General features: G+C 24.0%; 22 protein-coding genes. 7 read left to right on the top strand and 15 right to left on the bottom strand.

Annotated features, from left to right (window positions below; translation table 4 throughout):
- Window positions 1-2: 2 nt before the first annotated feature.
- Complete coding sequence (locus AAHM95_RS08660; RefSeq protein WP_342274656.1) at window positions 3-1,994, bottom strand: hypothetical protein; 1,992 nt, start codon at window positions 1,992-1,994, stop codon at window positions 3-5.
- A gap of 400 nt (window positions 1,995-2,394) precedes the next feature.
- Between AAHM95_RS08660 and AAHM95_RS08655 the strand changes: the two genes are divergently transcribed.
- Window positions 2,395-3,642: an ISNCY family transposase gene (locus AAHM95_RS08655; protein ID WP_342274655.1), complete on the top strand. Its 1,248-nt coding sequence runs from the start codon at window positions 2,395-2,397 to the stop codon at window positions 3,640-3,642.
- Window positions 3,643-3,798: 156 nt separating this feature from the next.
- Here the strand turns inward: AAHM95_RS08655 and AAHM95_RS08650 are convergent, their stop codons facing one another.
- The 11 genes from AAHM95_RS08650 to AAHM95_RS08600 all read right to left on the bottom strand — a co-directional run bounded on the left by AAHM95_RS08650 (window position 3,799) and on the right by AAHM95_RS08600 (window position 15,443).
- Entirely contained in the window at window positions 3,799-4,206 is a 408-nt protein-coding gene (locus tag AAHM95_RS08650; protein ID WP_342273977.1) for a hypothetical protein, read from the bottom strand.
- A 399-nt stretch (window positions 4,207-4,605) separates the two neighbouring features.
- Window positions 4,606-4,890: an HNH endonuclease signature motif containing protein gene (locus AAHM95_RS08645; RefSeq protein ID WP_252319983.1), complete on the bottom strand. Its 285-nt coding sequence runs from the start codon at window positions 4,888-4,890 to the stop codon at window positions 4,606-4,608.
- Between the two features lie 88 nt (window positions 4,891-4,978).
- A complete protein-coding gene (locus AAHM95_RS08640) occupies window positions 4,979-7,381 on the bottom strand; it encodes an extracellular solute-binding protein (protein WP_342274654.1) in 2,403 nt (800 codons plus the stop codon).
- Window positions 7,381-8,298 carry a spermidine/putrescine ABC transporter permease gene (gene potB / locus AAHM95_RS08635; RefSeq protein WP_342274653.1) on the bottom strand — a complete coding sequence of 306 codons (918 nt, stop codon included), beginning with the start codon at window positions 8,296-8,298 and terminating at the stop codon, window positions 7,381-7,383. Before potB ends, AAHM95_RS08640 begins: the two co-directional genes overlap by 1 nt.
- A 188-nt stretch (window positions 8,299-8,486) precedes the next feature.
- Window positions 8,487-9,539 (bottom strand): spermidine/putrescine ABC transporter ATP-binding protein, encoded by a 1,053-nt coding sequence (gene potA / locus AAHM95_RS08630; protein ID WP_286640486.1) that lies wholly within the window; start codon window positions 9,537-9,539, stop codon window positions 8,487-8,489.
- Between the two features lie 20 nt (window positions 9,540-9,559).
- On the bottom strand, window positions 9,560-10,093 hold the full coding sequence (locus tag AAHM95_RS08625; RefSeq protein WP_174481534.1) for a helix-turn-helix domain-containing protein: 534 nt from the start codon (window positions 10,091-10,093) through the stop codon (window positions 9,560-9,562).
- A gap of 351 nt (window positions 10,094-10,444) precedes the next feature.
- Window positions 10,445-10,840: a hypothetical protein gene (locus AAHM95_RS08620; RefSeq protein WP_338975021.1), complete on the bottom strand. Its 396-nt coding sequence runs from the start codon at window positions 10,838-10,840 to the stop codon at window positions 10,445-10,447.
- 182 nt (window positions 10,841-11,022) lie between these two features.
- On the bottom strand, window positions 11,023-12,027 hold the full coding sequence (locus AAHM95_RS08615; protein WP_338977719.1) for an NAD(P)-dependent oxidoreductase: 1,005 nt from the start codon (window positions 12,025-12,027) through the stop codon (window positions 11,023-11,025).
- 29 nt (window positions 12,028-12,056) lie between these two features.
- A complete protein-coding gene (locus AAHM95_RS08610) occupies window positions 12,057-13,268 on the bottom strand; it encodes an AEC family transporter (protein ID WP_342274652.1) in 1,212 nt (403 codons plus the stop codon).
- Between the two features lie 181 nt (window positions 13,269-13,449).
- Window positions 13,450-14,091, bottom strand: coding sequence for a hypothetical protein (locus AAHM95_RS08605; protein WP_342274651.1), 642 nt, complete (start codon window positions 14,089-14,091; stop codon window positions 13,450-13,452).
- Window positions 14,092-14,840: 749 nt separating this feature from the next.
- Window positions 14,841-15,443, bottom strand: a complete 603-nt coding sequence (locus AAHM95_RS08600) for a hypothetical protein (RefSeq protein WP_342274650.1) — start codon at window positions 15,441-15,443, stop codon at window positions 14,841-14,843.
- Between the two features lie 514 nt (window positions 15,444-15,957).
- Here AAHM95_RS08600 and AAHM95_RS08595 point away from each other — a divergent pair.
- The 3 genes from AAHM95_RS08595 (at window position 15,958) to AAHM95_RS08585 (ending at window position 20,001) form a co-directional block, all read left to right on the top strand.
- On the top strand, window positions 15,958-17,508 hold the full coding sequence (locus tag AAHM95_RS08595) for a TLC domain-containing protein (protein WP_342274649.1): 1,551 nt from the start codon (window positions 15,958-15,960) through the stop codon (window positions 17,506-17,508).
- A gap of 94 nt (window positions 17,509-17,602) precedes the next feature.
- Window positions 17,603-18,613, top strand: a complete 1,011-nt coding sequence (locus AAHM95_RS08590; protein WP_338976159.1) for a hypothetical protein — start codon at window positions 17,603-17,605, stop codon at window positions 18,611-18,613.
- Between the two features lie 26 nt (window positions 18,614-18,639).
- A complete protein-coding gene (locus AAHM95_RS08585; RefSeq protein ID WP_342274648.1) occupies window positions 18,640-20,001 on the top strand; it encodes a Sapep family Mn(2+)-dependent dipeptidase in 1,362 nt (453 codons plus the stop codon).
- Between the two features lie 43 nt (window positions 20,002-20,044).
- On the opposite strand, the gene AAHM95_RS08580 is transcribed toward AAHM95_RS08585, so the two are convergent.
- Together AAHM95_RS08580 and AAHM95_RS08575 are read right to left on the bottom strand one after the other, a co-directional pair.
- Window positions 20,045-20,710 (bottom strand): IS3 family transposase, encoded by a 666-nt coding sequence (locus AAHM95_RS08580; protein WP_342274647.1) that lies wholly within the window; start codon window positions 20,708-20,710, stop codon window positions 20,045-20,047.
- 189 nt (window positions 20,711-20,899) lie between these two features.
- A complete protein-coding gene (locus AAHM95_RS08575; protein WP_338975594.1) occupies window positions 20,900-22,060 on the bottom strand; it encodes an Mbov_0401 family ICE element transposase-like protein in 1,161 nt (386 codons plus the stop codon).
- 72 nt (window positions 22,061-22,132) lie between these two features.
- Here AAHM95_RS08575 and AAHM95_RS08570 point away from each other — a divergent pair, with 72 nt between their 5' ends.
- The 3 genes from AAHM95_RS08570 (at window position 22,133) to AAHM95_RS08560 (ending at window position 24,327) form a co-directional block, all read left to right on the top strand.
- A complete protein-coding gene (locus AAHM95_RS08570) occupies window positions 22,133-23,839 on the top strand; it encodes a hypothetical protein (RefSeq protein WP_342274646.1) in 1,707 nt (568 codons plus the stop codon).
- Window positions 23,840-23,989: 150 nt separating this feature from the next.
- Complete coding sequence (locus tag AAHM95_RS08565) at window positions 23,990-24,124, top strand: hypothetical protein (RefSeq protein WP_342273790.1); 135 nt, start codon at window positions 23,990-23,992, stop codon at window positions 24,122-24,124.
- Window positions 24,085-24,327, top strand: coding sequence for a hypothetical protein (locus AAHM95_RS08560; RefSeq protein WP_281749131.1), 243 nt, complete (start codon window positions 24,085-24,087; stop codon window positions 24,325-24,327). The genes AAHM95_RS08565 and AAHM95_RS08560 overlap by 40 nt, the downstream gene beginning before the upstream one ends.
- A gap of 24 nt (window positions 24,328-24,351) precedes the next feature.
- Here the strand turns inward: AAHM95_RS08560 and AAHM95_RS08555 are convergent.
- Window positions 24,352-25,469 (bottom strand): IS3 family transposase gene (locus AAHM95_RS08555; protein ID WP_342274002.1). Its coding sequence is split into 2 segments (ribosomal slippage): window positions 24,352-25,199 and window positions 25,199-25,469, totalling 1,119 coding nucleotides; the frame shifts between segments, so codons are not numbered across the junction.
- Between the last annotated feature and the right edge of the window lie 68 nt (window positions 25,470-25,537).

The raw sequence follows: 25,537 nt of genomic DNA, 5'->3' as shown, positions 1-25,537 counted from the left end.
TTTTAACTTACTAACTGGTAATTAAAATTAAAATTAAAATCAGGGAATGTTAAAGTAGCACGATCACTAATAGTTTTGCCAGCAAATCTTTCTGATAAATCAAGAGTATAAAGTGTATTATCTTTAGTTGGTTGTGTTTCGATGTCAGTAAATACTAGTTTTACATTATTTAACTCTCAACCCGATTTTGTTGTTACTGCAACATCGGTTTCTAGAAAAATACTTTTTGTTTGAGTAATTAAATCTCAGAAATTATTTACCTTACCAACTTTAATATCTTTACTAATATCAACTGACATACCACTTGGTTTTGTGTCACCATCTAATAAATAATTCATAGTGAACTGTCCAGTAAATGCATTCTCAACTGGACGATAAGAATTGTTATTAATTGTATTTAATAAACTATCTTTATTAGTAATTCAATTACCTAATAAATTATCTTGTTCATAAAAATGTTGACCTTCTTGTAAAATATTTGCATCTTGACCATCTTTTAATCAAATACCTTTTAATGCAAAATCTTTTGGTGAATAATAATTACCAGTAATATTATTTTTATTATGACCATGAACAATTGCCTTAATGCTATCTAAACTTTTTGTTAATTTATGATCATTAGGACTAGCAGTTATTTTTATTTCAATATTTTTACCTAACTTATTATTAAAGATATTATCACCAACTTTTAAATTTGTTGATATTGTATAATCACTATCTTCAATATTAAGATCTGAATAATTTTTTTGGAAATAATTTTGACAAATTGTTTGAACACCTTTAATAATTTGATCATTAATAAATTTAAGATTATCTTCTGATAAACTAACATCAGCATTAATATAGTTACCATTTTTATCTTTTTGATTATCTAAAGTAATTTGAAAGTTTTTATTATCTTTATCATTATTATATTGTGCTTCAATTTCATTAGTTAATTCTTTCATACTACTTAAATCAGCAATATCATTTTTAACATTTATAGTGCAATCATCTTTTTTTCCTGTAAAGTTTCAAGGATTATTATCTAAAGATGTAATTGAAAATTGAACAGGAACACTTTTAGTAAAGTTTTGTGATTCTGAACCATTTTGAAATTCAATTTTGTAATAACTAGGTTTAATTTCTTTTTTGGGTACATTTAATGCTTTACTTAAAGTTGTTGCAAATTGATCTTGAATTGTTGGAATTAATCATTTATCTTTTATTGAATCAATAGTAGCATTTTCAGGATTAGTAATATTAATAATTTTATCAGGAAAGTTAACTGGTAAACTAGCAATATTAATTGCAACTTGATTTATAATATTAATATTAATTTCGATATTAATGTTAGTATTTTCAATACCAAAAATTGATGCTTGATCATTAGTTGTTCAATTTAAAACATAACTTTTAGACTCATTAAAGTTCTTTGGCAAAATAAAAGAAGTATTAGTTATCGGTTTTTTATCCTTACCAACAGTAAACTTAACTGATGGATTATAATTAGCATTTAAGAAAAAATTAATTGGTAATAAATTTGAATTATCATTATCAATATCACTTTCAATTTTAGGATCAGTTTTTTGTAAATTATTATCAATACTACTTAAAACATTTGTAAAATCAATATTACCATTATCAGCAGCATTTTCAATAACATTAAAATTAACAATATTTGTTGATTTACTAAAATAAGCAATAGTAGAATTTAAACTAATAGGTTTAGAGTTACGATGATGTTTTTGATAATAATCATCTCATAATTTATTATTAGAATTAGGATTAAATTCAGAATTATTGAAAGCAGCAGTAGTATGTAAGAGTAATATTGTAGTAACTGTTGTAGAACCAAATGCTAATAAATACAACGAAAATAATAAGATTCTTTTCTTCTTATTTTTTTTAACATTAATTGTATATATTGAATTAGATCCTGTTTTTATTTTTTTATGTTTATCCTGATTAACCATATCTTTACTCGGGCTATTACTATTTATTTTATATTTCATTTTAACAATCCTTTCCTAGCATTATTTTTTAAATAATCTAAAGTGAAAAATATAGCTTAACGCTTTAACTTGCTATTTTTAACTAAAATATTAAAATAGGAAAAAATATTAAAATAGTTTAAACCTTAGTTTTAATAAAATAAAACTAAGGTTTAAAGTAAACCAATTAAATTTAGTTTTTATATTTTAATATTAATAATTTTAATAATTATATAAACTTTGCTATACACCTATTAAAATTATAAGGAAAGAAATACTCTGTCCTTAAAAATAATATTACACTTATTATAAAAAAAGACAATATTCTTTTTAAAAAATGTCATTATTTAGTGATAATTTCCTATTAGTTATCGAGTGAAAATTTCTCAAAAAGTGAAGTTAAATATACTTGGTAATAAAAATGGAAAGAAGCATGACTATGAAAGAAAAATATAAATACAAAATTATAAATGACATTGTTATTAATAAATTATCTAAACATCAAGCCAAAAATAAACTTAACCTAACTATTAGAAGAATTAACCAATTAATTCAAATTTTTAATAAAGAAGGTAAAGTTGGTTTTATTCATAAATCTCGCAATAAAATTTCTAATAAGGCAACAAAAATAGAAATTAAAAATAAAATTATAAACTTATATAAAACAAAATATTATAATTTTAATTTTCAACATTTTCAGGAAAAATTAATTAATGAAGAAAACACTAAAATTGCATATAGTACAGTTTATAATCTATTAATTCAAGAAAAAATCACTTCACCAAAAAGACATAAGAATAAAAAAAATAACTTGCATCCCACAAGAAATCGTAGAACAAATTTTGGTGAATTAATTCAAATAGATGCAAGTAATCATCATTGATTTGGTAACGATAAACCAAAAGCATTTTTACATGCTGCAATTGATGATGCTACAGGAAATATTGTTGGACTATGATTTGATCACCAAGAGACATTAGATGGTTATTATAATGTTTTTTATCAAATTTTAACTAAATATGGCATACCAAAGATATTTTATACTGATAATAGAACAGTTTTTGGATATAAGAAAAAAATTGATTCAGGTAAAATAAACACAGAAAATGATACTTATACTCAATTTCAAAAATGCTGTAATGATTTAGGTGTTGAAGTAATTAGAACCTCAATTCCACAAGCTAAAGGCAGAATTGAACGATTATTTGGAACACTTCAAAGTCGCTTAATTAGTGAATTACGACTTAATAAAATTAAAAATTTAGAAGATGGTAATAAATTTCTTAAAACATATATAAACATTTTTAATAATCAGTTTGCTTTTCCTATTGATGATAATAAATCTGCTATGGTTAAAGCTCCTACACAAAATGAAATAAATGTTTATCTTTCAAGATTTTGTAAAAGAAAAACAGATAGTGGTTCAACTATAACATATTATGGTAAAAAATATTTTCCTTATAAAAATAACAAAGTTCAATATATACAACCTAGAACTGATGTAATTGTACTTAAATCATTTATTAATGAATTCTATCTTAGTTATAATAATAAAATATATGAACTAAAAGAAATAGCATTAAAACCAATTATTAAAGAAGATTTGATAAAAACTAAAAAAGTTTATATACCAAATAAAGACCATCCTTGAAGATATGGATATCAATAATTTTTAATTAAAAGTAAAAAAACATATTTTAGAAGAGATTTATTTTATTAATACTAAACCATATAAAATTTTAAAACATTTGTATATGAGCAAATTTGGTGTCTTAAAATCAATTTTAAAGATATAAAGATATTGCAAATGCAATATCTTCCCCTTTTACATCTGTGGTGAGCTTGGTTTATATCCACTTGTTAAAGGTTGATTTTCACTGTTTGCACTGCGTTTTCATTGTTCAAAAATTGAATCAAAATCATAATCTAAACTTGATTTTAATTTTAAATATTTTCCTACATTATCAACCCTTTTTTGTCCTTTTGATTCGATTTTATCTTCTAAATCATATATATTTAATTTTTCAATATATGGAATTATTTTATATTTCTTTTTTAAATTTTCATTTAATGTTTTTAGATATATTTCTAGTTTTTCTATTTCTTCTTTAAGATTTTTTTCAGTATTTATTATATTATCTAATTCTTTATTATCTTTAATTTTACCCTCTAATTTTTTTATTTCAGAATAATAAAATTCATAAACTGGTGAATTAGGTTTAACTTTAAACATTTTTTCTTTTCTCCTTTGAATAAATAATAAAAAAACTCATTTATTTTAAGATAAAATAATGAGTTAAAAACTTATATAATTTTTTGTATAAATTAATTATACAAAAAATTTTAAAAAATTAAAAAACTTTATTTCTATTTTTATCTAGAAAAGAATTTATTTGGAATTTATGTTTATTTAACAGTATAACTTTTCAAAATAATTTATTTTTTAAAAAATATTTTTGGGAAATTTTCACTCGATATTGACATATTCTTTTTAAAAAAAGATTGAATATTTTTAATTAAAAAGAACACTAATAGTAAAATAATTTTCAAAATAATTTTTCTTAATTAAGATAAAAATTAAATTAAAAATTCAATGATTGAATTAAATAGTCATTGAATTTTTAATTTATGATTAATTTTTTTTAATATTACATTCAACATGCATTGGTTGTAAATTTTCTAAACTATTATTATTTGGATCACCATCAATGTGATCAATATTTCAAGCAAATGCTGAAGTTGGTTGTTCACCTTGATAAGCACCTTTTATCATTGGCAAACAACATCACGGACAAGGAGCTTGCACATTCAATGTTCAAAATTCAGATAATCCTTTAAAATATTTCTCCATTTTTTGAATAGAATAGTTTCATATTTTTTCTTTGTCTTCTTTTTCTCACTTTTTACGACGTGCCACAATGAATTAACCCCTTTCGTATTAAATTATACTATAAGTTACAATATTTTTTTATATTTTTTTAAACTTAATATTACAATTTATTTTATTAACGTGCTAATAATCTATTATAAGCAGTTTGCATTTGTGGGTCAAAACTACGAGTATATAAACCGTTAAAATATCCTTCATGATGCTTACTTGGATCTAATGGATCAGGTAATTGACCATTTTTTGGAATATATACATGCTTTCAAATTTCTGCTGAAAAATTAGTACTAACTTCATCCATAGCTGCTTGTAAAGGTGAGGTATAACCAAATTCACTACTTAAATCAACTTGTGTTTGTTTTTGCATTATATAATTAATAAATTTAAAAGCTAAATCTTTATGAGGAGAATCTTTACTAATTACCATATCATCATTTCAAACATTAGTCCCCATATATGGTCTAACAACAAGGTACTTACCATTATAAGAAGCAGGATCATCAGCAATTGCAGATAATAAATCACCGTTATACATCATTGCTACATCCCACTTATTTTCATTACTAATTTCATCAACAATATCATCATTTAATAATTTTGTATTTTTATTTTTGATAACTGGTTCTAACCAATCACTTGCATCTTTAATTTCAATTGGACTATGAGCATTAATATTATCAGAAAATTCATTTCCTACTTGATTATATTGACCTGAACCAGTATTTTCTCCTCATTTATTTTTATAGTGTAAATCAGTAAGCGCAGTCATAAATAAGTTATGCATATCATCATTTAAAACGATACGTTTACCCAATTTTGCAGCATTTGTTAAAACACTTCATTGAACATTTGAACCATCAGCTTTAATACCAAGATCACTAAGATTATTTGTATTAGTAGTATTAATTACTAATACAACATCACCTCAAAAATAAGGAATACTATAACTATTTAAACCAAATTTATTTAAAATTCCATCACTATTTTCAACTCGATAATTATTCATTAATTCATATAAATCATGATTTATATCTTCTTTGGGATTAAAATCAATTCTACTATCATATTCAATATCACCTGCAGAATTTTTTGATGCAATTGGAAAAAGTCTATCTTCACTTGCTAATTTAGCCACCATATAATCACTAGGAACCATTACATCATAACTAGTAGTATACAATTTAGCATACAATGATTCATTATCATCAAAAGTTGAATATTTTATTTTAACTTGATATTTATTTTCAAATTCTTTTAAAATATTGGGATTCATATATTCGCCTCAATTAGCAATTGATAAATCATAAACATTAGTATAAATGTAGAAAGCACCCAAACTAATAAAACTTGATAATAAGATGATACTAATCATAATTAATTTTCACGGTCATAGTAAAAAACGATACTTCTCTCTTCTTAATTTTGAGCGTTCTTCTTTTAACTCTTTCTTTTTTTTAATCTTATTCTTTATATGTTCAATTCAAATTGATTCCATCTCAAGTTTTGCTTCAAGTTTAGAAATTTGATTAATAAGTTTCGGGTGATTTTTAATATAATCTTGAATTTTAATAATATCTTGCTCAGTTACAATTTCAAAATTACCATCACTATATAATGATTTACGCTTTCTACCTTTACTCTTAACCTTTTTATAGTTAAAACCATTTAATTGTAAATAATATTTAGTTAACAACTTCTCAGTTTTAATAATTTTTTTATCATGATAAATACCTTTATCAATTTTTTCATTACGTTGTTTAATTTGTTTTTTGCAAAGAATATAAGTATTTCAAGAAATAATAAGTACTGCAATTAATAAAATAATTATTGTTGAAAAAGCATTAATATAAGGCTTAATTCGTTTTAAAGAATAAATAAAAGTTGAAACGTTAGAAGTATTACCGCCAGTAAAATAAGAAATTAAAAAATCATCAAAACTCATAGCAAACGCAATAGCTGCACCGGCAATTATTGCCGGTTTAATTGTTGGTAATACAATTTTACGTAGCGTATATCAAGGGGTCGCTCCTAAATCTTGACTTGCTTCTAATTGTGACATATTTATTGATCTAATTTTTGGTAAAACAGTAATAATAACATAAGGAATATTAAAAGAAATATGAGCGAAAATTAATGTTCCAAGACCAAAACTAAAACCAAATGCCATAAATAATAACATTAAAGAAACAGCAGTAACAATATCAGCATTAACTAAAGGAATATTAGTAATCCCTAAAGTAATATTACGTGTTATTTTTTTTGTTTTACTTAAACCCAAAGCAGCAAACGTACCAATAATAACAGCAACAAAAGTAGAAATAAAAGCAACAATTAATGTTACACTAACCGATTCTCAAAGTTCACTTTGTTGAAATAAATCGTAATAAGGTTGCAATGATCAAGAATTTCAACTGCGAACTGAATCGCCACCATTAAAAGAGAATATCATTAAAACTAAAATTGGAGTATAAAATAATAAAAAGATAATAGCTAAATAACTATTTTTAAAAAAAGATCTCATTAATTAATACCTCCTATTTTTTTACCAGTAGCTCAACTACCAATCGCTTTTAAAGTAAAAATAATAATTAAAACAATAATACCTAAAATAACAGAAATAGCAGCACCATAAGCAAAATTAGCACCACGATAAAAATATGATTCAATAATATTTGCAATTAAAATAGTTTTTCCTTCACCAATATATTTAACTACTACTAGTGAAGTCATAGCACTTAACATCATTAAAGTAAAACCAGAAACAATACCAGGCACTGAAAAACGAAAGGTAACTTTTCAAAATGTTTTCATCTTAGAAGCTCCTAAATCTTGACTTGCTTCTAATAAATTGCGATCTGTTTTTTCTAAAGAATTATAAATTGGTAAAATAACGAAAGGCATAAACATATAAACCATTGCTAAAATAATACCAATTGGAGTTCCTAATAAAACATTAGGACCTAAAATACTAAAAATAATTTGTAATCCAATTGTACGTAATAAAATGTTAATTCAAATTGGTAAAGTAACTAAAACCCAAATATTTTTTGAAGCAATTTTTGTGGACATAAAAGCCATAATATAAGCAATGGGATAACCAAAAATAACAGCAATTAAAGTGGCAACAAATGAATAACCAATTGAACGTAATAAAACCATAACATAACTATTTTCTTTAAAAAAATCATTAAAATTACTAAATGTAAAACGAAATATTCAAGCATTATTAGTTGCTTTAATAATTGAATATAAAATTACAATTAATAATGGCAATACAATTAAAATTACCATCACCAATAAATATGGATAAGCAAGCGTAACTCATGATTTAAAACCAAAATTTACTGATTTATCTTTGATTTTATTTTTAATAAAACTTATTTTTTGGTTTGTTTTTTTTCAACATAACAATGCTTTTTTCTTTTTTACTCGTTTCATTTTCGATTTATTTTTTGCTACCTCTTGTAAAGAAACATTATTTTTTTTAAGTTTAAACCATTTTTTAAATCTATACTTTTTTTTTATTTTGATTATCAATAATTTTTTCTGGATTTGAATTATTAACTAACATATCTTGTGATTTTAAAATTTGTGTTTTAATATTACGTTTAAACAAATTTTTCATTTTACTCTTCAATTTCCTTTCACATAACATGAATATCTTCAACATTTCATTTTAAACCAACACGGTTACCTACTTCAAAATTATCAGTAGTATGAACTATCCATTTGCGTTTATTAGCAATAATTTCAATTTCTCATAATAATCCTTTAAAAGCAATAGTTTTAATAGTTCCATCAAAAAAACCACTACCTGCATTAACTAAATCAATATCTTCTGGTCGAATAACAATATCAATATTACGTTCTTGTTCACCAAAACCAGTATCAGAGCATGCAAATTTTTTACCGTCAAAACGAACACAATAATCATTAACAAATACACCATTTTCAATAACATTCGAGCTACCAACAAACTGTGATGTTCATTTATTTTCAGGCTCATTGTAAATATCTTGTGGTGTCCCAATTTGTTGAATTTGACCTTGATTTAAAACAACTACCCGATCTGACATAATAAATGCTTCTTCTTGATCATGAGTAATAAAGATAAAAGTAATATTAATTTCTTCTTGAATTTTTTTTAATTCTACTTGCATTTGTTGACGTAATTTCAAATCCAAAGCAGCAAAAGGTTCATCTAATAATAAAATTTTAGGATTAAGAACTAATGCTCTAGCTACTGCTACTCTTTGTTTTTGACCACCAGATAAATCATTAACATCTTTATCTTCCATACCATTTAATTTAACCAAATCTAAAGCTTTTTTAACTTCTTTTTTGATTTTTTCACGATCAATTTTTCTTAACTTTAAACCATAAGCAATATTATCAAAAACATTTAAATGTGGAAATAAAGCATAATTTTGAAAAATAGTATTTATTTCTCTTTTATGAATTGGAATTTTAGTTAAATCCTTACCTTTAAACAATAATTGACCATTGTTTGGTTGTTCAAAACCAGCAATAATCCTTAATAATGTTGTTTTTCCACAACCACTAGGACCAAGAATGGTAAGAAATTCACCTTCATGAATATTTAAACTAATTCCTTTTAAAACAACTTTACCATCATATTCTTTGGTAATATTACGTAATTCTAAAATATTTACACTCATAATTTCCTCCTTTAAATGGTTTAAAAAATTGGTGGATTTGAAACTCATAAAATAGTTGCAATTGAATTATTGGGATTTTCTAAATAATGTTTTTCATTACCTTTAATATAAAATGCTTCATTAGCTACTGCTTTTACTCTCGTTGCACCATAATGAACAAATACTGTTCCACTTAATACATATCCAAAGATCTGACCTTGAAATGGCGGAATTTTATTTGAATTACCAAATGGTTTTAAAGTTAAAATTACTGGTTCTAATGTTAATTTTTGAGCATTAGGAATAATTCATTTTATTTGATAATCTTCTTCGTCACTAACAGTAACATCTTGTGATTTAAAAACTATTTTTTCTTTTACTTCACCAGCAAAAAAGGTTGATAATGGACAATCAAAAATGTCTAAAATACTTTTTAGTGTTTCAATACTGGGTGAAGAAACATCATGCTCTAACTGACTAATAAATCCCTTTGATAAATCACAACGTTTCCCTAACTCTTCCATAGTTAAATTGTGTTTCAATCTTAAAGTTTTTAACTTTCTTCCAATTTTCATATTGATTATTTTCTCCTTTTGTTTATTTATACTAAACTTTAAGTTAAATAATACAAATAAAATTATATAATATTTTTTTAAAAAAACAATTATTTATTTTATTTTTAAAAAATAAAATAAATATAAAATTATTAGTGTAAAAATGTGTAATAAAAAGAATAATTTTTTCATTTTTCTACTATAAAATTAAAATAAAATTTATTACTTTATTTTAAAGTAATAAATTTAAAAAATATATTTTATTTTTTAGTAAAGAAGAAATTGATATGTTTTAATAAATTACCTTTTACATTGTTGATGTATTAGAATTGTATACACTTGTTGAAGAATATAAATTTTCTAAATTTGAATTTATAATTTTTTTGAATCTTCAAAATCTAATTTTTGCTCTTCTTGTTTTTCATCATCTTTTTTTGCTAACATTTGAGTTATTTCAAAACCACCACCGATAGCACCACTAATGGCACCAACAGCAACTCCCCCAGCAACTAAACCAATAATAGTAGGAGCACCAAGAATAGCAACTCCTCCGGCTGCACAAGTAATAGAGGCCACATTAGTAGCAACATTAGCAACCGTAGAAGCAACTAAATTAACAGCCGCAACACCAATACCAACAACTTTTGCAGCACCAGTAATAACTCCAATAGTGCTACCCGCTGCAGCACCCACTGCAATAAGTTCAATGGGAGTAACATTATTTTTTACTTTATTATTTAATTTTTCTCTTTTTTCTATAATGGACATATCTTTTAATCTTTCTTATTTGAAATTTAGAATAAAAAACCTATTTACTTTATTTTAAAGTAAATAGGTAAAAAACTTATATTAAGTTTGATGTTATTATAACATAATAGATCAGTATATTTTAAAATTTATATTACCTTTTTCATATACAGTATGTAAAATAACTATAATCAATTATTAAATTAAATTTTATTTTTACATTCTTGACCAGATAAAATTACTTTTAAATTTTCATAAGTAATTTCAATCATATTTTTAATAGCTTCATCAGTATACGATCCAATATGTGGTGTCACAATAATACGCGGATATAATGATAATAATTTATTTGTAATATTATCGGGAGTTGGTTTTCCAGCAAAATCTTTGAAAAAAACTTTGCTTTCATTTTCTAAAACATCCAAACCAACACCTTTTAAATGACCACTTTTAACTGCATCATAAACTGCTTGTAAATCCATTAATTCACCACGAGCTACATTAATTAAAACTGATCCAGGCTTCATTTTTGCTAAAAAACTCTTGTCAACTAAATGATAATTTTCTTCTTTAATATATGGACAATGTAATGAAATTAAATCCGATTCTTTAAGTAAAGTTTTTAAATCACAATAAGTTAGAATACTTTTTGCTTGATCACTTTCATAAATATCATATCCCAATACCTTTGCTCCCATTCCATGTCATGCCTTAGCTGCTTGATAACCAATACGGCCAGTTCCAATAATACCTATTGTTGAATTACGAATTTCTTTGGCAAACATAAAATCATCAATTTTAAAATTATGATTTTGTTGATGATTAGCACTATAAAATAAATTTCGAAGTAAGCCGTTTCCCATACTTACTGCTAATTCACTAACAGCATTTGGCGAATAACCAGGTACATATGCCATTTCAAAACCTAATTCATGAGCTTTTTTTAAATCAATATGATTATAACCAACAGTTCTAGTTAATAAATATTTAACGCCATATTCTTTCATTTTTAATAAATTTTGCTCATAACAGTCACAATTAGCACGAACCATTACTGCTTCATGTCCCTTTGCCGTTTCAATATTATCCTTTGTTAAATACTCTTCAATTAACGTTAAATCATATCCATAATTTTTATTTAATGTTTCAAAAAAAAGCTTTTCTGTTTTACGAACACCATAACAAACCATTTTAATTTTTTTTGCCATATTTTTATTCCCTTTCTTTTGTTTATATTTTAACTAAATAACGGTGTTGCGCCAATCGCTGTAGTAATAATTACTCAAAATGGTAATAAAATAATTGAAAATAATGTAGCAATTAATGTTAAATTACTTGTTAACAATGGCTGTTTTTTATAAGCAATTGAATAGGCAACAATAACTGATGCTGGGGGGGCTGCTAACATGATTACAATAACGCCTAATCCAAAAGTATCTAATTTTCATGCTCCAGTTTCTTTTCCAATTGCCGCAACTGCACAAACTAATGCTAATCCAAATAATGGTGCAAAAATAATTTTCATTACCATTCCAAATCATACTTTTTTATCTTGTGCAGCATCTTTAAAATTACCTTTTGCTAAAGTAATTCCAATTGCCAATCATGCTAATGGCGTACATAATGCCTCTAAAGTTTTTGTTACTTTAAACAATGGTGGAAATGTATTATCTAATCATAATGGTGAAAAATATTGACCACTAGTAATATCATTTTGATCAGGAACAATAGCAATTCCAGGAATTAATTGTGTAACTCAAAAAATAAATCCAACCATAGTTGCAATTAAAATTGGATTTAAAAAAATCTGCTTTACATTCTTTATTAAATTTTCTCTTTTTATTACTTTCATTTCTGATTTAATTTGTGCATATCCATCAGTATTTAGTTTTGTATCAACAATAAAATCAGCACCAGTTTGTCCTTTTGTTACTACTGCTGCTTTAATAGGTTTGCTCATTACAATAAACCCTAATGAATATAAAAATATTCGATATGGAATATTAAAAATATTAGCCGGTAAGGTGGCAGCTCCATTATCAAATAGTGCTGTTACTACAGGAATTCCAAAAAATGTTGTTGAAGCAAATACAGTACACATTGCTAATGTATCTTGAATATCCTTATCATATTTAATATAAAAATATTTAGCAACTATTCCCAGTATCATATAGAATAAAAAACCAACTAGTAAAATTGCAACTTGCGTTTTAACTTGCTCTGTTGTTGTATTTGTCATAAAACCATCAAAAGCTAAAGATGGTAAACCAACAACCATAACAATTTTAATTAAAACCGCTTCTCAGTCTTTTTTAAATGTCCCTCTCTTCGTTAAAAATCAACCTAAAAAAATTACAAATATCGTTGCTAAAATTGCACTTCAAAATTCTCAAGCTTTTAATGTATTTATAACAGCTTGACCAACATCAGCTTGTAAATAAAATTGCATATTTCTTTCTATTTCTCCCTTCTTTAATACTTTCTCCTTTCTCTAAAATCTAAGTATTTTGTAACTACTTATGTGTTATTATATAACTTTCAAATAAAAAATAAAACTAATTTACCAAATTTTCAATATTGTGTATAGAGTAATAAATTTGGTAAATTAAAGTTGTAATATTTTTTTAAAGTTACAGACCCATTCTTTTCATAGTTCTAGCTGGTGATTTTTGTCTATTATCTTCTTCTGGAATAAATCCATTTACTCTAGTTTCACTAGTTTCTTTTTCTAACTCTTTTAGTTTATTTTTTCATTCTTGAAATTCTGATCATATTTCTTTTGTTTTTTCTTCGGATTCAATTTGATACTTTTCTTTTTTATTTTCAGTAAAAACATCTTTTATTTTTTTTATATGTTTAGGTTCTAAATATTTTGAAAATGCAATATTTTCTTGTCATTTTTCGTTTCATTTATTGATTGATTGGTAATATTTTTTTGAAAATTTATTTCTTTTAAATTTTCGATTTAATTCTTTTTTGCAAGTTTCAAAAGTTTTTGATTCATTTTTTTCTCTAGTTTGTAGCAAACAGTTTAAAATTCTTTCTTCTATTACTTCTTTTGAATTTAAAGATATGTCTTTTAAATATTGAACTTCTTCTTCTAAATTATTTGATCTATTTTCTAGTTCTTTTATTTTTTGTTCTAATTCAAGTTGATACTTGTCTTTTACAATTAAAGACATTACTGGTCTTAATTTTTTAGCACATTCACATAAAATTTTGTAACAAATACCAGCAACAATACCAGCAATAGTAAAAGGTAATCAACCCATAATAGCACTTGACACAACAAATGTACTAATTATTGGTGTGATAATTATTTTAGCAATAGGAGATGTGGCACCCCACGCAATAAAAAATATTAAACCATGAAAAATCTTTCATATAAACCTTTTAAAAATTCAATATTTATCTTGTACTTCTTCTGTAATATTATCTTGTTTTTGATTTGTAATAGTTCTTACAAATTCTAAAAATGGTGTTCTAATGATAGTTGTATGTTTAGATTCTTTTTTTATAAGCTTTGCATTATTTTTAATTTCATTTAAAAATTGCTTATAACGTAAATGTCTAATTTGTTGAACAATTTCATTTTTTTCAAAATAAATTAATAATTCTCAAACTTTTTTTCTTTTATCATCATATAATCTTAATAAAAAAAAGGTTTTATCTTCTCTTTTTATTATTTCATCATAAATAAAATAATCTTCATTTTGTTTCTTAATAATTGTTCTAAATTGAAAACATTTTTTATCTTTTTCATCAAAATGATTTTCAAATTTACATGTTTCACCATGATGTCAATTTTGATGACACCTAATAAAATTTTTAGTAAATTATGTTAAATCTGCTACATTTCTTAATTCTTCTTCAATAATAGTTTTTGTTTGTAAACTCATTTTGATTCCCCCTTATTTAAATAAAAACCCATTATTTTAAAAATAAAAAACAATAGGTTTATTTAGTTTACACTTATTTTTGCTAAAGTTTTAAAATTATGCAATAAACTTTTTAATATTTTTTACAAGTTTGGTAAATTTAATTTAGATTTAACTGTTGATGATTGAGTTTGTAAATCAATTGCATTGATATCTTTTTTTTCAATGTCATCAAAATCACTATCACATTCTAAATTACTTTCTAATTCATTAATTTTGTATTTTAATCTTTCTGCAAAATTTATATTGGAACTTTCAATATCATTTATTTTAAATCATTTTCCATCAAATAGTAATTCATATACTATTGTTTCTTCAGATTTATCATTTGTATTTAATAAACCAGAATAATTAGATTCCTCTTTATTTGGATTTTTCAAAGTAACACTTAATTTATACATGCCAAATGATAAACATAGTTCATCAAGGGGTAAAGAAATATTTTTAGTTCAAATTATTTGCTTAGAATCTTTATTAATACAGTTCAATACTACTGATTGTAAACATTCTTTTTCTAATCCTAATAATTGCTTTGAAATAGTTATTTCTGTTGTTAATTCTTTACGAAATACTTGTGTTGCTGCTACTCAAAGTATTTTTAACGCAGCCGCTTTTTTATTAGGTGATGTTTTTAACTTTAATCTATCTAAATGACTAATCTTTGTTTGACTTTTTTCTTTATTCATAAATTTTCTCCATTCAAATTAATAATCTTATTTAATTTTATTATATGACCAAGTTCTCCATTAATGCCTAATATTTTAACTATTAATAAATTCATTATTTAAATAACATAGTTATTCGAAAATTATTATTTTTATTTATTTTACTGTTTTATTTAACATATCTTTTTATCTTCCTTTTCTCTAAAACTTTAATTTAATAAAAATTCCTAATATAGATAAATTTCTATATTAGGAATTAACTTTATTAAATTAGTAATTAAAATTATAGTTTATTTTTTTAGTCTATCAATAAATATGCTTGTTACTAATTTTATTAACACTATAAAATGTAAGTAAATATTATAATCTTAATAAAAAGACTTTCATTTTATTTAAAAAAACCAATATTAATTAGAATAATATATTAATATTATTCATTTTTCCAGTCCAATTAATTACACGACACTATCTTAATTTTTAATTTGATATAATTATAAAAAGAGTAAGTATATTAAAAATAGATTGGGGTATTTTTATGATAGAGGAAATAAATTCTAGTTCAATGAAAGAACCAAAAATTTATCGTATTGGTCTATATAGCAAATTAACAATTCTTATTAATGGTCTTCTAATTACTACAAGTTTAATGATAGGTTGGGCTTTATGAGCAACTATTGGTCGAGATGCAGTTGATAACTATATTAAATGATTCAATAATCCACAACAGCCTAATTCTAATTTACAAATTAGTTTCAATATAATAAGTATTATTGTTTTCATAGTTTCTGGTTTATCTTTAGCATTAGTAGTCGTACCTTTTATTTTTTTAAAAACTAAAAATAGTGTATCAGCACTTTTTTGTTTAATAAGTTTTATTTTTTCAGCAATATTTGTTATCTTTCTTATTGTATTTTTTATTTTTAGATTTAAAACTTTTACTTTCTTAGCTAATAAAAAAGACGGCGAAATAATAAATACAACTGGTAACTTTCTAATAACTTTTTTACCATGAATGTTGGCTGAGCTATTTGCAATACTTTTATTAATCCACAGTCTTTGATTAATTATTAATATTACCTCTAAATACAAATCAAATACACTATTAATGCCTATTGCTAAACCAAAAGCAAAACAAGAAACAGTAATAGCAAAACAAGAAGTTGATGATACGATAACGCTTCCTAACATCGTACCAATACCAGTAACTCAAAATAATGAAGAACAACAAATAGCAAACCAAGAAACTAACAATACTGTTCTTAAGCAAGATCTAACACAAGAAAAAATAATCACTAACCCTTCAACAGCAACTGTCCATTATACTAATCATGAACTATCACAAACACCAACGCAAGGTGCCTATCATGCCGAAACTGTTTCACCAACACCAGGTACTCTTACTAATCTTAAATCCGAATCTATTACAAATGAAGAAGAAATAAATGATAATATTGAAAATATAACAATATATTCAGAACCAACAGTTGAAAAAACAAGTGTAGAAGATACAACAATATATTCAAAATCACCAACAACAGAAAGTAATATTAATACCGAAACTAATTACCAACCAAAAAATCAAGGTGGTTTTGATGTTAAAGACAGTAGTTATTCTGAATCTGAAACATCTAATTTTAATGAACAAGCAACAACAATAACTGTTGAAGAAACACAACCAATAATAGAGAAAACAAACACAAAAACAAAAAAAGAAACAATCGAAGTGCAAAAAGTTACTACTCACCATTGAACATTAGAACAAATTGAAGCTGTTTGAGAAAAAGCGGAAATAATTGATGGTGTTAGTGATAAATTATATCGTAAAGATTATAGTGGTGCTTGAATGTTTCGTGATTCATTTACCACTGATTATAGCGCAGCAGATAACTTAGAAACTTACTCTTGAACTATTGTTCTACATCGTCCTACTAGTCAACAAGGAACAACTGAATTATATAATCTAGATCCAATGAATATTGTTAATGCAAAAAGTAAAGGTGAAAATTACCCTTCTTGAAAAACTAAAATTTCTTCAAAAGGAAATAAAAATATTGCGAAAGAACAACATTGAAAAGCAAGAACATAATAAATATAATAAAAAAGATTTATTTTAAAATAAATCTTTTTTATTATATTTAATATTTAATAGTAATTTAAAATAAATATAGTATCATTTATTTATGAATACACAAACTACTATTGAACATTTATATATAGAAATACCTAATTTTAAACATGAAGTAAATACTAACTATTCTTATTTTATAGAAAGTATTAAAAAAGAATTAACAAATATAATAAATAAATACCAATTAAACTTAAAAACAATTTATCTTGCTAACAAAAATAAGTCAGTTTTACCAATTATTTTTTTAGAACAATTATTAATACTACTTAAACCATTGACAACCACTATCAAAGAATACAACTTTGAATGTACTATTAATAATACTAATTTCACAACTCTACAATTATTTTCCAAATTTCAAATTAATCGTTTAATTTGAAAAATAATTAGTTTTCAAAATCAATTAAATAACAAATTTAATTATCAACAAAGTATAAAAATTATTAATGATGCTATTAACTTAAAAATTAATAATTTCTCAATTGATTTAAAATATAATCTTCCTCATCAAACAGTAATTGATGTTAATAATGATTTACAAATATGTATGCAATTAAAAACACCTCATATTAGCTATGATAGTTATAATCACAAACAAAATCTTACTATTAAAAGATACATTAATAATTTCTTAAAAAAACACAAATATGATAACTATGAATACTATAGTTATAGTAAAAATACTAATAATCAATCAAAATATATTATTGCATATTGTTTATTAGAAAACTATTATGGAATTGGTCCAAATGCTGTTTCATATATTAAAACAGAAGATAAAGCAATAATAATTACTAATAGCAATAACATTAATAATAACAATCAAAAAAATAGTATCTTATCAACAAATGAAATTTTAATCCAAAAATTAATACAAGGTTTATTACTAAAAAAGGGAATAAAATTTAACAAAAGTGATAACATTCTAGAGCAGCCACTGATTAGTAAATTAATCAAAAATAAACAAATAAAAATAAAAAATAATCATTTATCTTGCACAAATAGTTCCTGATTATTGTTAAATGATTTAATAGTTGATATTATAACTAATACTACTATTTAAATTTATATATCAAGGAGTGAATAAATATGAAATTCAATGAAAAATTGTTAAAAGAAAAATATTTTCCGCAAGCACTAACAAAAATAAAAGAAATTGTTAAAATTCAATCATATGCTCAACCACCCACAACAACAGCACCTTATGGGCCTGGTGTTAAAGAAGTATTAGATTATGCTATTAATTTAGGGCAAGAATTAGGTTTTAAAACTTATCGTGACAAAAACAATAAATATGGATATTTAGAATATGGTGAGGGTAAAGAAATATTTGCCATATTAGGTCATCTTGATGTTGTACCACCAGGTAATTTAGAAGAATGAAAAATTTCACCTTTTTCGCCAGAAATTATTAATGATATTTTATATGGACGAGGTGTATTAGATGATAAAGGTCCAACAATTATTATTCTATACTGTTTAAAATATTTAAAAGATCATGGTTATCAACCAAATCGTCGAATTAGAGTTATCTTTGGTTTAACTGAAGAAACAACATGAGATTCAATTAACACATATATGAAGCAAGAAGGTACTCCAACTTTTGGTTTTACTCCTGATGGTATGTTTCCGCTAGTATATGCTGAAAAAGGAATTATTAACTTAGATATTATTGGTATAGGTCATAAATCCATTGTTATTAATGCAGGTGATGCTTACAATGTCACTTGTTCTACTAGTAATATTAATGGTGTTGATATTGAATCATTTGTTAAAATTGGGAAAAATAAGAACTATCGAATTGAAAATAATAATCAACAAATTACCATTCATGGTAAACCAGCACATGGGTCACGACCAGATGAAGGAATTAATGCAGGATTAAGAAGTTTATTAATTTTAAATGAACTTAAAGTTGAACACAATCTAATTAAATTTGTTGGTGATATTTTACAAGAAGATACTGCTTTAACAAAATATTTTGATGATTTAGATGATGAATCTGGAAGTTTTACTATTAATGTTGGCATCGTTGAAATTAATAGCAAAAATTCAAAATTAGGATGTAATATCCGTATTCCAGTTAAAACTGATTTACAAGAAATTTTAAATAGATTAACAAAAATATTAAAACCTTATAATTTAACAATAAAACAACAACATTATGATAAACCATTATATATGCCACAAGAATCAACAATTGTTATTAAATTAATGGAAATTTATCAAGAAGTTACTGGTGATAAAAAAGCAAAACCAATTGCAATTGGTGGTGGAACTTATGCTAGAGCAATGCCAAATTGTGTAGCATTTGGTGCAATATTTGATCATACTAACTCAACTGAACATCAATATAATGAATGTATTAAAGTTGACGAATTATGAAAATCAATGTTAATTTATGTACGTGCTATTAGTACACTGGGAAGTTTAGAAATTGGTAAATTATAAAAAAAGTTAGAATAGTTTATTGGAATGGCAACCCTTTTTAGGACTATTTTTTGGTAGACATTTGTTTTTGATAACTAACTGGAGTTAGGTAGTTTAGAGTACTGTGAATTCTTATGTTGTTATATCAATTGATGTAATCAAATAATTCTAATTTTAATTGGATTAATGATGTAAAATTTTTATCATTAATAAATTCAATTTTGAAAGTTTTAAAAGTTGCTTCAGCAACAGCATTGTCATAAGGACATCCTTTTTTGCTTAAAGATCGAGTTATGTTGAAAGCTAATAAAAGTTTATCAATAGTTTTATTATTGAATTCATTACCGCGATCAGTATGAAATATTTCAATATCTTTTAAACAGTGATTTGATTGCATAAATGCTTGATATACTAATGATGCATCTTTTTTAACTCCAACACTATGTCCAATAATTTCGCGGTTAAATAGGTCGATTAATAGGCAAATATAGTTTCATTTACCATTAACTTGAACATAAGTTAAATCACTAACAATAACTTCATTTTTAATTCTATTATTAAAGTTTCTATTAACAAGATTGGTTATTTGACTATCATTGACTTTATTATGATAATTTTTGAATGATAATTTAGTGTATTTTGATATTAAATTATGCTTATTCATAATTTCTTTAATTTTTCTGCGTGATAAATAAATTGGGAGCGTACCGATGTTGTCAATAATATTCAAATTTGTCTTTAAATTATAAGATTAGACGAGAATAATTTAGACTTCAATATGCAATTGTATGTTAATCTTAACACTTGTAAAATATTAGTCAACAATAATACTTACTTTTATAACTCAAAAATTCTTATTAAATTTTACTTTAATAAGTTTTATTTTATTTTTAGTTATCTTTAAATTGAAATGGTTAATTTATAATAATTGTATTGCTGTATTTATTTGATAACATTTAAAATTAACCATTTTGGTATACATATCAATGTTATAAGTTCTATCACCAATCATATGCTTTAAAATTTGTTTAATATTAGTTTCAGTAAAGCAACCAATATTTTCAACTAATGCTTGATTTAATACGCCATCTTTTGCATTAACAAAATAACCAACTTTTAATTTTTTATATTGTAAAGTCAATGATTGTAAAAAATCAATTAATTCATAATATTGACCTTTGGAAAATAAATTTATTGCATTTTGATAGTGTAATTTAGCAATTTTATTTTTTCTTCTTCCAGCCATTATGCCAAGAAATAAAACATGAAAAGCATGGAATTTATCTAAAATAAATTTAGCATTTAAAATTGTAGCAGTTTTTCTAATTCATTTTGCACTATCTCCACAAACTATTAAATTTGCTTGGTCAAAATTTTCAAAAAATAAATTACCATATTTTTCAATTAATTTGGCAGTTTTTTCAGCACCAATTTCTGTTTTTGATACTCTAATTTTACATACAGCTCTTTTATTAATTAATTTTCCATTCTTCTTTTTACCAGTACAAAATACTAATAATCTCATTGAACATTTTTTACAATTTTTAGTATTATGTTTTTCATTAAACTTAAATTTTCTATGTCCATCATCAATATTTACATATAAATTTTGATATGGTTGTAATGGTATTTTGAGGATATTGGCTTTTGGTAATTGAAACTTTTTATATGTTCTACAAACTGTACTATTACTTATTAAACCTTCAATAAAAGTATCACAAACATCATGATACTTTTTACCATCTGCAAAATATTTCAAAATTTGTTTAATAACATTAGGTGCAAGTTTACTATATTTTTTAACACCAAGATAATTATCTAACAATGAAAGAAATTCCATTTTTTGTGTTTTTGGGTTATAATATGTACAAATACGTCGTTTATAAGTTAATAAACCTTTTTTTGTTTTTAATTTTCTTTTTCTAAATCTATATGACTTATATACAGATTTATCACATGCATTTCATAAATAATCATCTATTTTTTTAAATAATTCTTCTGTTTGTTGTAAATTTAATTCATCTTGATTAAAATTGTGTTTGTCTCAATCAAAATGATTTACAAATGGTAATATAAACATTTTTAATGTTCCTTTCAAAATTTTATTTGTTAATAATTTAAGTTTAATTTTTTTTAAAAATAAGGAGTAAATATGGCTTTTATCACTAGTTATGTACAATTAAATAAAAAATATAATCTTAATTTTAGTGATAATAATTATGGTTTTAGTTGGGATATTTTTAAAGAATTTGTTGGTGATGAATGAGCAGAATATTTTACTACCAATTGTTTTTATCGTTTTGTACCAACAGCACGTGGAACAAGAAAAACTTGAAATTGTTTAGCATTTGATTTATTTATATGTTGTAATTTTAGTGATAGTAGTGTTCAAGAAGTAAGAAGATATGAAAATACTCATAGTGAAACTACAATTGGTGCTTTAATGAATGTTTGTCAAGTTTTATTAGATACATATAATATTAATTTATTACCTAATAATCCACATGGTATTAAATGAAAAATAACTAAGGATGGTGGATGTATTATTTTTCCTAATAATCAACAAATTGACTTTATTGGTTATGCTAATGGTAATAAGATTTTTGGAAAAGAAGCCGGTGGTTCAAGTTTTTTAGGTTCAAGAACAGATGAAATTATTATGGCAGAAGAAAAAGAAACACTAACAGAAAAGCAATTAACATATCGATATGAACGTTTACAAAACTCTATGTTTAGAAGTAATCGTATTAAAGTATCAAAAGAACCTATTAAAGAATGAAGTTGAACGTTTATTGATAAAAATATATATAGTCCTAATTTTGGAAAAAAAATTACTCGCTATTTTTATAAAAGTTTCTTTATTACTTTTACATGTAATCCTTATGATAAATATCATCCATTTTATTTAAAATACTGTACGCCATTTTTACCATTAAATGATAAAGTGATGGAAAATCTTAAAAAAAATGGCAAAATTTATTATGAAAATCAAGATATGTTTAGTGGTTTAGGTTTATTTGTTTTAAGATTTACTATTCAACCATTTTGAAATAAATTACCAGATATTCAAAAAAGAACATTATTAGAAATGAAAAAAAGTAATCCTGATGAATTTAATACTGTTTTTTATGGTTTTGAATTTTTAGATAGTGATGTAACAATTTTCCCATTTCAAAAAACTGTAAAGTGCTGACAACGATATGATTTAAAAGAATTTTATAATTCAAAAAAAGATATGTATAAATTTGATTTTTATTCAGTTGGTGTGGATTGAGCAACTGGTCATAAAGACCATACTGTATTTATAGTAGTGGGTTTTAAAGAATATAATAATACTGGTTATTATGATGCTTATATTATTTGTGAATTAGTAGTTACTCCAAATGATTTTATAAATGAAAATGAAAAAATTAATGCTTATGTTAATGAAATTTTAGGATTAATTGATAATTTTGAAAATTTTGAACAAGCAATTTATTTTTATGATGATAAAGCACGAACTGCCATTGATTGATTAAATCAAAAATTAATAGATGAACATAATACTATTTTAATCACACAAACTGCTATTAAACATGCTTCAAATTTAAATCAAGAAGCAGGATTAACTAATAGAGTAGTTTGAATGAGAAACATTATGAGTTATGGAAACTTTTATGCAAATAAAGATGATTTACCAAAGACTACTCAATGTTTAGAAGAATTACGTTATGACCAAACCAAAACTAACATTCCTGATAAAAATATGTATCAAGACCCGTATGATGGATTATTTTATGCATTGTATCCATATAAAAATGTAATTAGGGGTAAAAATAATGCTACTGTGAAAAAAAGCATCTTCACATTTGCCATATAATAAACAACTACAATATCATTAATAGTATAGGTATCACAAAATAAACGCCTTTTATTTAGGCGTTATTTTGCGTTTAAAAACGTACTTGTAAAAATAATCAAAAATAGTACAATTTATAAGTAAAATCAAGGAAAAAAGGAGTAATTTAATATGAAAACATGAATAAAAGCAAATTTAAGTAAAATAACATTAGCATTAGCACTAACTGGTGCTACAACTGGAACAATAGGATTAATCATGGGGGGGTGCTTACCCATAATCTTAGTGGACTTAAATATTATTTAAATTCATATAAAAAACCTATAATGGGTGTTCAGAAAATATGAATGTCTGACATTCATGGTATTTCAGTTTCTATAAAAAGTGAATTTAAAATATACTTTGCTGATAATCCTAAAAAAACAAAATTTTATAATGGTGGAGATACTATTGAAAGAATAGATATACCATGAGATGGCAATTATCCATATGGTTATTTTAATAAATAACTGGAATGGCAACCCTTTTTAGGACTATTTTTTGGTAGACATTTGTTTTTGATAACTAATTGGAGTTAGGTAGTTTAGAGTACTGTGAATTCTTATGTTGTTATATCAATTGATGTAATCAAATAATTCTAATTTTAATTGGATTAATGATGTAAAATTTTTATCATTAATAAATTCAATTTTGAAAGTTTTAAAAGTTGCTTCAGCAACAGCATTGTCATAAGGACATCCTTTTTTGCTTAAAGATCGAGTTATGTTGAAAGCTAATAAAAGTTTATCAATAGTTTTATTATTGAATTCATTACCGCGATCAGTATGAAATATTTCAATATCTTTTAAACAGTGATTTGATTGCATAAATGCTTGATATACTAATGATGCATCTTTTTTAACTCCAACACTATGTCCAATAATTTCGCGGTTAAATAGGTCGATTAATAGGCAAATATAGTTTCATTTACCATTAACTTGAACATAAGTTAAATCACTAACAATAACTTCATTTTTAATTCTATTATTAAAGTTTCTATTAACAAGATTGGTTATTTGACTATCATTGACTTTATTATGATAATTTTTGAATGATAATTTAGTGTATTTTGATATTAAATTATGCTTATTCATAATTTCTTTAATTTTTCTGCGTGATAAATAAATTTCTTGGTTTGCTAGTATGACTTTTAATCTTCTAGTACCATAAACTTCTTTATTTTCTTTAAAAGCACTAATAACAGCTTGTTCATAAATATTATTTTGAATTTTATTTTTTTTCTTTAAATTAAAATAATATGTTGATTTAGAGAGTTTTAAAAAATGACACATTGTGCGAATTTTATATTTAGATTTATTATTTGCAATAATCTCTACTTTCTGCCTATTATTAGTGCTGCTTGCTTTAAAATATCAATTTCCATTCGTAACTGTTTTAATTCTTTATTTGCTTGAATTAATTGTTTTTCTAAATCTGAAAGATTATCTTTAGTTTTAAAACTACTTGAATTAGTAAATTGCTTAATTCAATTGTAAGTAGCTGCTCTTGTAACATTGTATTCTTTAACAAGGCAAGATACTGATTTGCCACTTTGATATAAAGCTACTATTTGTTTTTTAAATTCATCTGAATATGAGTTAATAGTGACCATAATTATAATTCCTTTCTTTTAACTAATTTGTTCACTTGTCTATGTAATTAGTGTCCAATAAAGTGTAA

The organism is Spiroplasma endosymbiont of Phycita roborella (assembly GCF_964031195.1).
GTDB classification, from domain to species: Bacteria; Bacillota_I; Bacilli_A; order Mycoplasmatales; family VBWQ01; genus Spiroplasma_E; species Spiroplasma_E ixodetis_A.
Note: the sequence above shows the minus strand (reverse complement) of the source record. Positions and strands in the feature narration are given on the sequence as shown.